This is a genomic window from Lysobacter changpingensis (genome assembly GCF_017308985.1).
GTDB lineage: Bacteria > Pseudomonadota > Gammaproteobacteria > Xanthomonadales > Xanthomonadaceae > Lysobacter_J > Lysobacter_J changpingensis.
On record NZ_JADWPE010000003.1, the window covers coordinates 402985 to 416293 of the forward strand.

At 69.1% G+C, this 13309-nt stretch carries 11 protein-coding genes; 6 read left to right on the forward strand and 5 right to left on the reverse strand.

From position 1 onward, the window contains the following. Positions 1-191: 191 nt before the first annotated feature. Together I4U41_RS08685 and I4U41_RS08690 are read right to left on the reverse strand one after the other, a co-directional pair. Positions 192-2000: a transmembrane repetitive protein gene (locus I4U41_RS08685; protein ID WP_206860749.1), complete on the reverse strand. Its 1809-nt coding sequence runs from the start codon at positions 1998-2000 to the stop codon at positions 192-194. 19 nt (positions 2001-2019) lie between these two features. Further along, complete coding sequence (locus tag I4U41_RS08690; RefSeq protein WP_206860750.1) at positions 2020-2616, reverse strand: NfuA family Fe-S biogenesis protein; 597 nt, start codon at positions 2614-2616, stop codon at positions 2020-2022. 121 nt (positions 2617-2737) lie between these two features. On the opposite strand from I4U41_RS08690, the gene I4U41_RS08695 reads away from it, so the two are divergent. Beyond that, on the forward strand, positions 2738-3079 hold the full coding sequence (locus I4U41_RS08695) for a 4a-hydroxytetrahydrobiopterin dehydratase (protein ID WP_206860751.1): 342 nt from the start codon (positions 2738-2740) through the stop codon (positions 3077-3079). A 24-nt stretch (positions 3080-3103) separates the two neighbouring features. Beyond that, positions 3104-3532 carry an energy transducer TonB gene (locus I4U41_RS08700; RefSeq protein WP_206860752.1) on the forward strand — a complete coding sequence of 143 codons (429 nt, stop codon included), beginning with the start codon at positions 3104-3106 and terminating at the stop codon, positions 3530-3532. 3 nt (positions 3533-3535) lie between these two features. Here the strand turns inward: I4U41_RS08700 and I4U41_RS08705 are convergent, their stop codons facing one another. Then, positions 3536-3835: a HigA family addiction module antitoxin gene (locus tag I4U41_RS08705; protein ID WP_206860753.1), complete on the reverse strand. Its 300-nt coding sequence runs from the start codon at positions 3833-3835 to the stop codon at positions 3536-3538. Between the two features lie 33 nt (positions 3836-3868). Next, on the reverse strand, positions 3869-4867 hold the full coding sequence (locus I4U41_RS08710) for an RluA family pseudouridine synthase (protein ID WP_206860754.1): 999 nt from the start codon (positions 4865-4867) through the stop codon (positions 3869-3871). A gap of 441 nt (positions 4868-5308) precedes the next feature. Between I4U41_RS08710 and rne the strand changes: the two genes are divergently transcribed. Beyond that, positions 5309-8566 carry a ribonuclease E gene (gene rne, locus I4U41_RS08715; protein ID WP_206860755.1) on the forward strand — a complete coding sequence of 1086 codons (3258 nt, stop codon included), beginning with the start codon at positions 5309-5311 and terminating at the stop codon, positions 8564-8566. Between the two features lie 139 nt (positions 8567-8705). Here the strand turns inward: rne and I4U41_RS08720 are convergent, their stop codons facing one another. Next, positions 8706-9353 carry a response regulator gene (locus I4U41_RS08720; protein WP_206860756.1) on the reverse strand — a complete coding sequence of 216 codons (648 nt, stop codon included), beginning with the start codon at positions 9351-9353 and terminating at the stop codon, positions 8706-8708. 118 nt (positions 9354-9471) lie between these two features. Between I4U41_RS08720 and I4U41_RS08725 the strand changes: the two genes are divergently transcribed. The 3 genes from I4U41_RS08725 to I4U41_RS08735 all read left to right on the forward strand — a co-directional run bounded on the left by I4U41_RS08725 (position 9472) and on the right by I4U41_RS08735 (position 12556). After that, on the forward strand, positions 9472-10401 hold the full coding sequence (locus I4U41_RS08725; protein ID WP_206860757.1) for a M28 family metallopeptidase: 930 nt from the start codon (positions 9472-9474) through the stop codon (positions 10399-10401). A 52-nt stretch (positions 10402-10453) separates the two neighbouring features. Continuing rightward, a complete protein-coding gene (locus tag I4U41_RS08730; RefSeq protein WP_206860758.1) occupies positions 10454-11263 on the forward strand; it encodes an isocitrate lyase/PEP mutase family protein in 810 nt (269 codons plus the stop codon). 285 nt (positions 11264-11548) lie between these two features. Next, entirely contained in the window at positions 11549-12556 is a 1008-nt protein-coding gene (locus I4U41_RS08735) for a type VI secretion system Vgr family protein (RefSeq protein WP_206860759.1), read from the forward strand. Positions 12557-13309: the final 753 nt, after the last annotated feature.

Below are 13309 nucleotides of genomic sequence, written 5' to 3' on the forward strand. Positions count from 1 at the left end.
TGCGCGGGTGCGAGTGCGGAGAAATCTTTCCGGCGCCGAAATTCTTGCCGTCGAGGTTTGCGCGAGGCGCTGCACGCACGTGCGATCGTCGGGGCGCGTGCGATTGGCGATCGGGGCCGCTTCGTGAGGGGTGCGTGACTTCGCGTGCGCGATGAACGCGCTGAATGCGCGTCATCGCATGTCGCCGCCGGTTACGGCCTCACGCTGCCGTTGTCTTCCTGCAGTTCCGGCTTGAACGGAATGTCCGGCGGCGGGCGCGCTTGCGCTTCCTGGTCGTTGAGGTTCGGATCGCTCAGGCCGCAGGCGCCGCCCAGGCCGAGCATCGACACCACGCACTCGATGCGCTTGTTCGTGCCGGGAATCGGGATCGCCACCTTCTGGATGCCCTTGCGCACCCATTCGGCGAGCAGGGTTTCGTCCGGCACCCAGTACTTGTCGAACGATGTGGGTTCGAAATCGGTCGGCTTGCGCTTGAGCCAGGTGCCGGAGCGGTCGAGGTCGCGGATTTCCTGGGTGATCGCGCCCGGCGGCTGGCCCGGCGAGGCGGAACCGGTGGGTTCCGGCACGCGCAGGCTGCCGTCGCGGTTGTACAGGCCCGGGGTAAGGCCGCGCTGTCCGCCCGGCGCGTTGCGCGTGCTCTCACCCCAGTCATCGCCGCGACGCGGCGTGGACCAGGTGCCCGGCGATGGCGTGGGCCGCGGACCCGCCCCCGCCGTCGCGGGCTGCGTGCCGCGACCGGCGGTGGGCGGTGCGGTAGGTGCGGTACCCGAAGGCGCCGCCGCACCGGGTGCGGCGGACGGCGCGGCAGTGCTCGGCGCGGCCGACGACGGGCTCGCCGAAGGGGCCGGCGTGGTCGCGGCGGTGCTCGCCGGGGCGGCGGCGGACGGCGCCGGAGCCGACGGCGCCGGAGCTGGCGCGGGCGGTGCAGGCGTCGGAGGCGTGGGCACTTCGCGTGTCCGCACGGTCTGCTCGGCCGCGCGCACCTGCGGCGTTGGCACGGTGAGTTCGGGCAACGTGGGCGTCTGCACGCGCGCGACCGGCGCCGGGATTTCGCGAACGGCGATGTCGCGCGTGCGCTGTTCGATGGCCGGCGCGGCGATGTCGCGCGGCGCGATCTGCGGGCGCACCGGCTGCACCGGTTCGGCGACCTCCGCCGTCCGCACCGGCGGCACCGGCGTGGTCAGCTCCGGCGCGGCGAGCGTCGGCTCGGCCGGCTGGCGACGCGTGGGCGGCAGCACGAAGACCTGCGGCGCGTCCGGCACCGGCTCGCTCACGGTCACGGCCTGCTCGACCTGCGGCGCCGGCGGCGGGAGTTGCGGCTCGGGCACTTCGCGTTGCGCGACGTCGGGCAGCGGCGCGTCGATCGTCGGCGTCGGCACGGGGGGCGTCGGCACCGCCGGCGCGGGCGGTGGCTGCGGCGCGGGTTCGGCGGCGGCCGTCTGTTCGGCGGGCGTGGGCTGTTGCGCGGGCGCAGGTTGCGCGGGCGCCTGCGTCGCCTCGGGCTGCTGCGTGGGTTCGTTCGCGCCGCCGCCCGGTTCCTCCGGCGTGCCGGTGCCGATGTACTCGATCATCGTCACCTCCTCGCCCTGCGGCGGCGGCGCGCTGGCGGCCATGAAGCGCAGGTACATCAGGTACAGCAGCAGCGCGCCGAAGAAGATGTGCCAGAAGATCGTGAACGTCGCCGCGAACCAGTGCGTGCGGCGATCGTACTTGTCCCAGCGGTCGGCATCGCGCGACCAGTCCTGGCGCATCAGCGTGGTGAATGCCTGCCAGCGCGTGAGGTCGCGCAGGCGCCGCGGGCGTTCGGCCAGCGGTCGCTGCAGGAACACGGCGATGATGGCGTCCGCGGTCGCGCCGCGCACCTCGCCCATGCGCTGTGCCATGCCGTCGAACCACGCCTGCCAGCCCGGCGGGAAGTCGCCCGGCTTGCGGCGCAGGTGCGGCGCGATGAGCTGCAGTCTTCGCTGCAGTGCGTGGATCAGATCGGCGGCGGAGAACATCTACGTCGCCGGTTCCGCGTCAGGCCGCGCTGTCGCGGCGGATGTAGGGTGCGTCGCCGGTGGCGTGGTCGGTCGCGTCGCGCACCGCCGTCACGCCGGGCACCTTGCTCAGCAGCGTCTTCTCGATGCCCTGCTTCAACGTCACGTCGGCCATGCCGCAACCGTGGCAACCGCCGCCGAAGCGCAGCACCACGACGCCCTCGGCGGTGACTTCCTGCACCGACACGTGGCCGCGATGCGAGGCGAGCTGCGGATTGATTTCCTGTTCGACGATCCAGTGCACGCGCTCGACCAGCGAGGCCGACTCGGCCGGCGCCTCGCCCTTGATCTTCGGCGCGCGGATCTGCAGCTGGCCGCCGGTGGACTGGGTTTCGTAATCGATCTCCGCGCCGTCGAGGAACTTCACGCTGGCCGCGTCGAGCCACATCGTGAAGCCTTCGCAGTCCACCGCCCATTCGTCGCCCTGCAGGTCGCCGGGCTCGGCGAACTCCAGCCGCACGTCGGCGCGCGGCGTTCCGGCGTGGACCGCGGAGAGACGAACGCCAAGGCCGGGCAAGGACTCGCGCTCGATCAGCTTGCGGAAGTGACGCTGGGCGGATTCGGAAATATTGATCATGGCGGTATTCTACCGGGGTCCACGCATTCAGATGGCGCGGTCGTCACCCGCGATCGCCGACGATGCGTTCCATTCAGTCGGCCTGCATTCGATCGGCCCGTCCCGCAAGGAGCCTTACGCCGTGAACGACCTGATTCCCCTCGCCCAGGCCCACTGCATCGCCCGGCGCGGCTCCGAGCACCGCCTCAGCGAAGCGAGGGTGCGCGAACTGCTGCCGCAGATCCCGGGTTGGGAGATCGTCGAGGACGGCCACGCCATCGCCAAGACGTTCCGATTCGGCAACTACCACGAAACGATGGCCTTCGTGAACGCGCTGGCCTTCGTGGCCCATCGCGAGGACCACCATCCCGACCTTGGCGTGCATTACGACCGCTGCGTCGTGCGCTATTCGACGCACGACGTCGGCGGCCTGAGCGAGAACGACTTCATCTGCGCGGCCAAGGCCGAAGCCCTGGTCGACTGACCGCACACGCCCGAGGTTGCCTGCATGGACGTTTCCCGCATTCGCATCGCGCTCGTCGCCGGCTTCGCGTTTTCGCTCGTTTCGCTGGCCGCGTGCCAGCCGCAACAGCCGCCCGCGCCGCCGGTGCCGACGACCGAACTGCTGGCCGTCGACACCCCGCCGCCGGGTTATCCCGAAGAACTGGCCTGCGACAACGTCGGCGGCCAGGTGGTGCTGGCGATGACGGTGGGCATCGACGGCAAGCCGAGTTCGGTCGAAGTCTTCCGCGGCAGCGGCAACGTCGCGCTCGACAAGGCGGCGCTGGAGGGCGTGCGCGGCTGGACGTTCAAGCCCGCCACCCGCGGCGGCCAGCCGCAACCCACGCGCCTGCAGGTGCCGGTGAACTTCAATCCGCCGCAGGTGCGTCCGCAGTCGTGCTTCGTGCTGGACGAGCAGCGCCGCCGCGGCGGCTGAGCCTCACGCCGTCTGGTTCGACCCGGGCCTGATCTTCGCGATCTCGGCGCCGTGCAGGTCGCGCTCGACGCCGATTTCGTAATCGCGCTGCAGGTTGATCCAGAACGCATCCGACTGCCGGAAGTAACGCGACAGCCGCAGCGCGGTATCGACCGAAATGACGCGACGCCCCGCGAGGATCTCGCCGATGCGCGTCTGCGGGCACGCCAATGTCGCGCGCGAGCCGTTAGGCGGTGACCTCCACGGCTCGAGGAATTCCTCCCTGAGCACTTCGCCCGGATGGGGATAGGGAACCGTACGCATGGCGTTCCTCTTGCTCAGCAGGCCAGTGGTGGCTCACGCCAGCCGGTCGAGCACGTCGATCAGCTCCGGCGCCAGCGGGGCGTTGAGCAGATACGGGGTCTTGCCGTCGTCCAGCGCGAACTCCAGCGTGGAGGCGTGCAGGAACAGCCGCTTGAGGCCCACCTGCTCGCGCAGGCGCTTGTTGGCGTCCACCTCGCCGTACTTGTCGTCGCCCGCGATGGGGTGGCCGATGTGCTGGGCGTGGACGCGGATCTGGTGGGTGCGGCCGGTCTCGATCCGCACCTCGCAATAGGACTGCCCGCCGCGACGTTCGAGCACCTTGAAGTGGCTCAGCGACGGCTTGCCGGCCGGGTTCACCTGGACGTGCCGCTCGCCACCCTGGCGCAGGCCGATGTGAAGCGGGGCGTCGACGGCCATCACGCCGTCGGGCATGCGGCCGGTGAGCAGCGCCAGATAGCGCTTGGAGATGCCGCCGTCCTCGCGCATCAGCGCCTGCAGCTCGGTCAGCGCGGAGCGCTTCTTGGCGATGACGAGCAGGCCCGAGGTGTCGCGATCGAGCCGGTGGACCAACTCCAGCGTCTGCCCCGGTCGCAGCGCACGCAGCGATTCGATCGCGCCGTGGCTGATCCCGCTGCCCCCATGGCTGGCCAGGCCGGAGGGCTTGTTGAGCGCGAGCAGGCGGGCGTCCTCGTAGACGATCGCCGCTTCCAACGCGTCCAGCAGGCCCTTCGGAGGCGCCGGGCGGTCGCCGGTGTCGCCCAGCCGGACCGGCGGGATGCGCACTTCGTCCCCGCCCTCGAGCTTGCGTTCGGCCTTGGCACGGCCGCCGTTCACGCGGACCTGTCCGGACCGCACGATCTTGTAGACCAGCGAGCGCGGGGCGCCCTTCAGCTGGCCCAAAAGGAAGTTGTCCAGGCGCTGCCCGGCGCGGTCGTCCGGCACGCGCACCGTACGCACCTGGGCGGCATCGTTGGCCGGGCGTGGCTCGGCGGCAGTCCGGCCCGGCCGGTTCTTCGGGTCTGAATGGGTCATCCTGCGGGGGTTATCTGTTACACTCGCGACGCGAGATAAGGTTTTGATTTCGCAGGAAGTTGCACTCCAAAGGCCGAAAGCCCTTTCCTGCGATTCCGGTCCGCGCCTAGCCACTGCCCCCGGGGCAGCCATGTTAGCAGCGATGGCCCGGCGGAACCCGACCTCGCCGGCGCGGGTCAAACCGCCCGTGATGAACACGTCCCGCGCGGCCTTCGCGCCGCCGGTCCCTAAGTTGTCCGGAAGAAACAATTAAGCGCTCCCGCGGCGTGCCGTGGTGTCGTAGCGCTGGAAAACTTGAGGCCGCAGCGCCAGGCCCCGCATCCAATGCGACCGGCGCGCGGCTTGCGGTATCCAGAGGCGAAACGCCCCACGGCGTTCCGCGGCTGCAGGACGCATGCGTCCTGCGCCGACCACGCGCAGGAGCGCGCGAGGAACGCAACAATGAAGCGAATGCTGATCAACGCGACGCAGGCGGAAGAACTGCGCGTTGCCATCGTCGATGGCCAGACCCTGTACGACATCGACATCGAACAGCCGGCCAAGGAACAGAAGAAGTCCAACATCTACAAGGGCCGCATCACCCGGCTCGAACCCTCCCTCGAAGCCGCCTTCGTCGATTACGGCGCCGAGCGCCACGGCTTCCTGCCGCTGAAGGAAATCTCCCGCGACTATTTCCAGGCCGGCGTCGACCACAACAAGGCCGGCCTGCGCGAACTGCTGCGCGAAGGCCAGGAAATCGTCGTCCAGGTGGACAAGGAAGAACGCGGCAACAAGGGCGCGGCGCTGACCACGTTCATCTCGCTGGCCGGCCGCTACATGGTGCTGATGCCCAATTCGCCCACCGCCGGCGGCGTGTCGCGCCGCATCGAGGGCGAGGACCGCGCGGAGCTCAAGCGCGCCATGGACGCGCTGAACATCCCCGACGACATGGGCGTGATCATCCGCACCGCCGGCGTGGGCCGCGATGCCGAGGAACTCCAGTGGGACCTCGACTACCTGCTGCAGGTCTGGAAGGCCGTCGCCGAGGCCGCGCTGAGCAAGCCGGGCACGTTCCTGATCTACCAGGAATCGCGCCTGATCATCCGCGCCCTGCGCGACTACATGCGCCCGGACATCGGCGAGATCCTGGTCGACACGCCCGAGATGTACGGCGAGGCGCGCGACTTCGTCGAGCAGGTCATGCCGCACAACCTGCGCAAGCTCAAGCACTACACCGACGACACGCCGCTGTTCAACCGCTTCCAGATCGAATCGCAGATCGAGAACGCCTACGAGCGTGAAGTCCGCCTGCCCTCCGGCGGCGCGCTGGTCATCGACCAGACCGAGGCGCTGACCGCGATCGACGTGAACTCGGCGCGCGCCACCAAGGGCGGCGACATCGAGGAAACCGCGTTCAACACCAACCTTGAGGCGGCCGAGGAAGTCGCGCGCCAGATGCGCCTGCGCGACCTCGGTGGACTGGTAGTGATCGACTTCATCGACATGGCCTCGAACAAGCACCAGCGCGAGGTCGAGAACCGTCTGGCGCATGCGCTCAGGCAGGACCGCGCGCGCGTGCAGATCGGCCGCATCTCGCGTTTCGGCCTGCTCGAACTGAGCCGCCAGCGCCTGCGTCCCTCGCTGGGCGAATCCAGCCAGCTGGTCTGCCCGCGCTGCGAAGGCCACGGCCGCATGCGCAGCGTGGAGTCGCTGTCGCTGTCGATCCTGCGCCTGGCCGAAGAACACGCGATGAAGGAAAACACCGGCCAGGTGCTGGTGCAGGCGCCGACCGAGATCGCCAATTACCTCCTGAACGAGAAGCGCCGCGCGCTGAGCGAGATCGAGAAACGCCACGACGCGCCGATCGTCATCGTCGCCGACGAGCAGCTGCACACCCCCCACTACGAAGTCACGCGCATCCGCGAGAACGAGCTGGGCGAGGAATCGAGCAAGCCGAGCTACCAGCGCGGCACCCCGCGCAAGCTGCCGACGCACGCACTGACCAAGGCCCATCTGAACATTCCGGCCGCGCCGGCGGTCACCAACGTCAAGCCGGCCCAGCCGGCGCCGCTGCGCGAGCCGCGCGAGCAGCCGCCCGCCGCGCCGATGCCCGCACAGGCGCCCGCGCCGGTCGCCGCGCCGACGCATTCGATCGGCGTGGTCGAACGCATCCTGCGTTTCTTCCGTGGTTCCAGCGCGCCGATCGCGGTCGAACCGGCCCCGGCCGCGCGTTCGCAGGACAACCGCGGTGGCCGTAACGACCGCAATGACCGCAACGCGCAGCGTCGCGACGGTCGCAACGGCAAGCAGGGTCGCGACGGTCGTCGCGACGAGCAGCAGTCGCGTCGCGAGGAACAGCGTCGCGACGAGCCGCGCCGCGAGAACAAGGCGCAGCAGCCCCAGCAGCAGAAGCAGCCCAAGCAGCCGCAGGGTCAGCAGCAGCCCAAGCAGCAGAAACAGTCGAAGCCGCAGCAGGCCCAGCAGGCCCAGCAGGCGCAGGTGGACGAGCGCGTCCAGGCGCAGCAGACCGCCGAGCCGCGTCCACCGCGCAACGAGCCCAAGCCCGCACCGGTGAAGGCCGAAGCGAAGCAGGACGTCGCCCGCACCGAGGCCGTGAAGCCGGAAACGCCGGCCACCACCGCTGCGGACGTGGCGCTGGTCGCTCCGGCCGTGGTCGCCGCCGCCGTGGCGTCCGACGCGACCGACACCGCGCCGACGACCGCCGCACAGTCCGCCGACACCGTCGCCAACGCCGAAGGCCAGGCGCCGCAGGGCGAAGGCACGGGCGAAGGCGGTGCGCGTCGTCGCCGTGGCCGTCGTGGCGGCCGCCGTCGCCGTCGTGGGGGTGGCGGTGAAGCCGCCTCGGCGAACGACGAGGCGCAGCTGCACGACGATCACGACGACGTGTCGCTCCTCGACGACGAGGACGACGCGATCGAAACGCCGGCCGCCGCCGACGCGACCCAGGCACCCGTCGCGCAGCGCTCGCAGCCGGAGTTCGACTTCGACGACGAACCGTCCACGCCGGCTGCATCCGTGCCGTCGTCCGTGACGCAGGCGCCTGCCGCGCCGGCGCCGAAGGCAGCGGCGTCGAGCCCGGTTGCGACGCCGGCTCAGGCCGCAGTCGCGACCGTCGCCGCCGTCGCCACGGTGGCGATCGAAGAAACCGCCACTCCGAAGCACGAGCCGACCGCGCCGGTCGCGGCCAGCCCGGAACCGGACGCGCCGAAGGACACGCCGGCCGCACCGGCGGTGGTCGTCGAGCCGCCGGCCGTGATGCCCGAGCCCGTCCCGGAACCGGAAAAGGTCGAGGAACCGGTCGTGATCGATCCCGCCCCGGTCGCGCCGGCCGAGGATGCGCGTCCGCCGAAGCAGTCCGAGGCGGAAGTGACCGACTCGCGTCCGCAGGTGGCCGAGCCGGCCGCTGCATCGATCGAAACCAACGGCGGCTTTCCGCGCACCGCGGGGCTGTTCGATTCGCTGCCGCACGACACGCGCGCGCCGGCCGCTGCCGAGACCGCACCCGTTCCGGCGCCGGTGGAAGCCTCGGTGGCGGGCGAAGCGCAGGCCGATGAAACGCGTGCGGAATCCGCTGCGTCGGAGGCGGTCGTCGAGGCGGCCGATGAAGTAGTCGCGCCCTCGCCCGCCGAGGCTGCCGCCGAACACGTCCACGCGGTGAAGGACGAAGCCGAGCGCAAGCAGGAATCCGGGCACGTCTGATCGCGCCCGGTTTCCACGCTGGTATCAGACACCGGCTGCCTTCGGGCAGCCGGTGTTTTTTTGAGCCCTCATCCGGCGAAAGCGTGCCCTTGTTCGCAGCACCACCTTCATTCCCGCCTGGGGAATAAAGGCACCGCCCTCAGATCGCCCGCGTCGGATCCATGATCCCGTACCGGCTCGCAAGCCGTGCCAGCGCAATGCTGTCGGCGATGTCGAGCTTTTCGAACAACCGCGCCTTGTGCGTGTTGACTGTCTTCGCGCTCAGGCTCAAACGCTTGGCGATGGCGTCCTGGCGCAACCCCTGGATCAGCATCAGCGCGATCTCCATCTCGCGCGGCGACAGGCTGTCGAACGGCGAAGCGCCGCCGTCGATGCCCGCCAGTGCGAGGTTCTGCGCGATGCCGCTGGCGAGGTAACGCTTGCCGCGCGCGACTTCGCGGATCGCCCGCAGCAGTTCGGCCGCATCGCCGCCCTTGCCGACGTAGCCCGACGCGCCGGCTTCCAGCAGGCGCTTGGGCATCGGCCCGTCCTGCAGCACCGACACGATGATCACGCGCGAGCCCTGTTCGCCCTTGACGATGCGCTCGGTCACTTCCAGACCGCTCAGCCCCGGCAGGTGCAGGTCGCACAGCACCACGTCCGGCTTGAGCTTGCGGATCAGCGGCAGCGCTTCCTCGCCGCTCTCCGCGTCGCCGACCACTTCGATGTCGTTCTCGCCCGACAGGATCAGGTTCAACCCCGTCCGCACCAGGGCGTGGTCGTCGATGATGAAAACCCGGATCTCCATTCCTACTCTCCGTTACCGTTGCGTGTCGCCCGGGGCTGCACGGGGATGGCCTTCCGGCCCATCCCAAGTCCCCTGCCCTCGGGCACACTGAACCGGATTCTAATGGGGGACCCCACCGATGCACCGATTGTTAGTTGCGACACTTCCGATCCTTTTTCTCAGCGCCTGCGCCACGGCGGACACCGGAAGCCGCCCCGCGACGGCCGCGCAAGCCGCGCGATCGCCGGACACGCAATGGCTCTCCGACGTACGCGCGATCAGCGACGCAGGCCCGAACGCCCAGCGCCGTGAGGCGATCGCCGCCCGCCTGGACGCCCTGAACCTGTCGTGGCGCAAGGCGCCGTTCGAAGCCAACGGCAAGGCCGGCGAGAACCTGATCGCCGACGTCGCCGGCCCCGCAGACGCCCCGATCCTGCTGATCGGCGCGCATTCCGACCGCGTCGCCGTCGGCCACGGCGCGACCGACAACGCGTCCGGCAGCGCGTCCGTGCTCGCGCTGGCCGAGCGCTTCCAGCGCCAGCCGCTGAAGCATCACCGCGTCGCCATCGCGTTCTGGGATCTCGAAGAGGAAGGCCTGCTCGGCTCGAAGGCGTACGTCGCCGACGGTTCCACCAAGCCCGCGCTGTACGTGAACTTCGACGTGTTCGGCTGGGGCGACACGCTGTGGATGATGGCGCCCGCGCAGGGCCAGCAGGCGCTGGTGGACAGCAGCCGCACGGCGACGCAGGCGCTGCGGCTGGGCTTCTCGCCGGGCGAGAAGTACCCGCCGACCGATCACCTGCCCTTCCTGCGCGCCGGCTGGCCGGCGGTGTCGTATTCGCTGGTGGGCGCGACCGAGATCACCCAGGTGCTCGACGCCTACGCCGGCAAGAAATCGCCGACGCCGGCGAAGGTCATGCAGGTGATCCACACCGACCAGGACGTGCTCGGCCAGATCGACGCGCAGGCCGCCGTGCGCGGCGTCGACGCGGTCGAACGCGCGCTGCGCGACTGGGACGCGAAGGCCGCCGCAAGCGCGTCCACCATAACGTCCGAAACCGGCCGGTAAGCATCCCCCGGCTGCCGCACTATCGTCCGTCCCCACACGCACGAGGCCTCCCATGCACGAACGCAACGCCGAACACGCCGCCCGTTTCCGCACGCTGCACACGCAGGGCGTGTTGCGACTGGCCAACGCATGGGATGCCGGCAGCGCCCGACTGATCGAAAGCCTCGGCGCCCCCGCCATCGCCACCACCAGCGCGGGCGTGGCGTGGGCGCACGGCTACGCCGACGGCGATACGTTGCCGATCGAACACCTGCTCGCGACGACGAAGGAAATCGCGCGGGTGATCCGCGTGCCGCTGAGCATGGACATCGAAGGCGGCTATTCGGACGACCCCGCGGTCGTCGCGAACAATGTCGTGCGTGCGGCCGAAGCGGGCGCGGTCGGCATCAACATCGAGGACGGCGGCGGCTCGCCCGAAGCGTTGTGCGCGAAGCTCGCGCGCATCCGCGAAACGCTGGCCGCACGCGGACTGGACGTCTACGTCAACGCGCGTACCGACGTGTACCTGCGCGGCCTCGCGCCGCCGGAGGAACGCGTGGCGATGGTGCTCGAACGCGCCGCGCTTTATCGCGAGGCCGGCGCCGACGGCCTCTTCATTCCCGGTCTGACCGACGCCGGCGCGATCCGCGACGTCGCCGCCGGTGCCGGACTGCCGCTCAACGTGATGCTGCGCCCCGGACTGCCCACACTGGAGGAACTGGAGGCCCTCGGCGTGCGCCGCCTCAGCGCCGGCTCCGACCTGGCGCAGGCCGCGTTCGCGCATGTGGGCGCACTCGCGGGCGCATTCCTGCAGGACGGTCACGCCGCGCCGGGAGAGCGCATGGCATATGGCGAGGTCAATGCGCTGTTCGGCGAGCACTGAGACGCACTGAAGGGCAGCTGCGGTTGTTCCAGCGGTCGCCTTTTCGCGGAATTCCAATCCGCTTGAACCGGTAGACACAAGGCCGGTTTAGAAGACGGCCGGCCATCCGATGCCGGTGCGGCACATCGGCCGACGCCCGATCCCGCCCGTTGCGATGCCCGGCCGATCAGGCGCCTCAGCGTCAACGCCGGAAGCACGACGAGTACGGACTTACGACTTCTTCCGATTGCGAGCCATTTGCAGCAGCCGCTACAAGGATGCTCGCTCACTTCATGGATAAGAAGTATGAAGTCCGATGTAGCCTTCTCCTTCGCGTTGGGCGAAGGACCGGCGCTGGATGTGGTCCGTTTCGAGCTGACCGAAGGTGTTTCGCAAGCGTTCCGGCTGGAGCTGGATCTTTCCAGCGCCGATGACGCGATCGATGCGGCGGAGTTGCTGGATCGCGAAGCGGTGTTCACGATCGAACGCGATGGCGCTGCCGAGCGCACAGTGGTCGGCATCTGCACCGCGTTCGAGCAGTGCGAGACCGGCTTCCGGCTCACTCGATATCGTGCCGTCGTCGAGTCGCCGCTGGCGCGTCTGGCACTGCGTCACAACAGCCGCATCTTCCAGCAGGTCAACGCGCCGGAGATCCTGGCGACGATCCTGCAGGAACACCGCCTGCAGGGCTCGAAGACGACGTTCCTCGGCCATCACGAGCCGCGCGAGTACGCCGTGCAATACCGGGAATTCGATGCGGAGTTCCTGCACCGTTTGGCGACCGAGGAAGGCATCGTCTACTGGCACCAGGCCGAAGGGGCCACCCATTCGCGGCTGGTGTTGACCGATCGCATCGACACCGCGCCGACGCTCGACGGCGAAGTGCTGTACCAGCCTGCACCGGCTGGCGACGCACCACGACCGCACCTGTGGCACTTCGCGCACCGCCGCCAACTTGCGCCCACTCGCGTGACGCAGCGGGACGCGACATTTCACAACCCTCGGTATGACCTGCAGCACGAAGCGAGGCCCTGGAGCCACGACAAGGCCATCGGCGACTATGGATGCGCGAGCGCATGGGTGGCCATGGCGTCAACGGCTTCCGCCCGCGCACGGTGGAACGCGCGGCCGGTGCGCTGGTCGAGGTGTACGACAGCGAGGAGGTGCAGGCGCAGCTCGACCAGAGCACGAAACTATCAACGCGGCTGCGGTTCTGGCACAACGCCAAACTGGGATTGGGCGGACTGGGCCTGTTCGCATCCGCCTACAGCGCCAACGCGGCGTTCAAGGCGTTGGGGCGTGAAAACGGGCTGACGTTTGCCAATTCGCTGGATGCGGGCGGCAAGGTGCTGGGGTTGGGCGTGGGTGGTAGTGCGATGTTGAAGCGGGCGTATTACGAGAAGCAGCGGGATTTGGCACTTTCGCGCCGGGATAAGGCGGCGGCCGAGCAGTCTGATGCATTGGCTAGAAGCTTTGAGCGCAGGGCGATTCTGGCAGCAGCGGCAGTAGCAGCGATGATTGCGATCAAGGACGCCGGAAATGCGATCTCCGCAGAAGAAGGCAAAGCAGCTGCGATCAGTGCCGCCAGCGCTTCCGTGCAGGCCGTAGCGGCGTCAATAGGAGGGCTGCAATTTGCAGGCAAGATAAATGCGGAATTCCTTGAAAAGTGGGGAGTATCTCGACTCCTTGCCTTACGCGGGGCTGCTGCCGTTGCGAGAATCGGCAGCGGTCCCATCGGCTGGACACTGTTGGTCTTGGAAGGCGCATACACCGTGCTGCGCACGTGGCACGACAAGGTAGCCGATGAACAGAAGATCACCGACTGGGTTGCACGCAGCATGTGGGGCACGGGGCAATCGGACAAGTGGTTCGGCGACAAGGCTTTGCCGCCGTTCGCGGATGACATGGAAGAACAGCGCGAGTTCTACCGCCTATTCCAGCAGCCGCGCATCGAGACTGACATCGATGAATTGAAAGCTCTGCAGGCGGCCACGCCGCTTGGCATGATCGTCAATGACGGACTGCCCGATGGCCTACGCGCGATCACTGTCGCCCTGCCCGGCTGGC

Excerpts from the sequence above, each read along its gene's own strand:
- I4U41_RS08685 (WP_206860749.1), bottom strand. The coding sequence starts at position 2,000 with ATGTTCTCCGCCGCCGATCTGATCCACGCACTGCAGCGAAGACTGCAG.
- I4U41_RS08690 (WP_206860750.1), bottom strand. The coding sequence starts at position 2,616 with ATGATCAATATTTCCGAATCCGCCCAGCGTCACTTCCGCAAGCTGATC.
- I4U41_RS08700 (WP_206860752.1), top strand. The coding sequence starts at position 3,104 with ATGGACGTTTCCCGCATTCGCATCGCGCTCGTCGCCGGCTTCGCGTTT.
- I4U41_RS08705 (WP_206860753.1), bottom strand. The coding sequence starts at position 3,835 with ATGCGTACGGTTCCCTATCCCCATCCGGGCGAAGTGCTCAGGGAGGAA.
- I4U41_RS08710 (WP_206860754.1), bottom strand. The coding sequence starts at position 4,867 with ATGACCCATTCAGACCCGAAGAACCGGCCGGGCCGGACTGCCGCCGAG.
- rne (WP_206860755.1), top strand. The coding sequence starts at position 5,309 with ATGAAGCGAATGCTGATCAACGCGACGCAGGCGGAAGAACTGCGCGTT.
- I4U41_RS08720 (WP_206860756.1), bottom strand. The coding sequence starts at position 9,353 with ATGGAGATCCGGGTTTTCATCATCGACGACCACGCCCTGGTGCGGACG.
- I4U41_RS08725 (WP_206860757.1), top strand. The coding sequence starts at position 9,472 with ATGCACCGATTGTTAGTTGCGACACTTCCGATCCTTTTTCTCAGCGCC.
- I4U41_RS08730 (WP_206860758.1), top strand. The coding sequence starts at position 10,454 with ATGCACGAACGCAACGCCGAACACGCCGCCCGTTTCCGCACGCTGCAC.
- I4U41_RS08735 (WP_206860759.1), top strand. The coding sequence starts at position 11,549 with ATGAAGTCCGATGTAGCCTTCTCCTTCGCGTTGGGCGAAGGACCGGCG.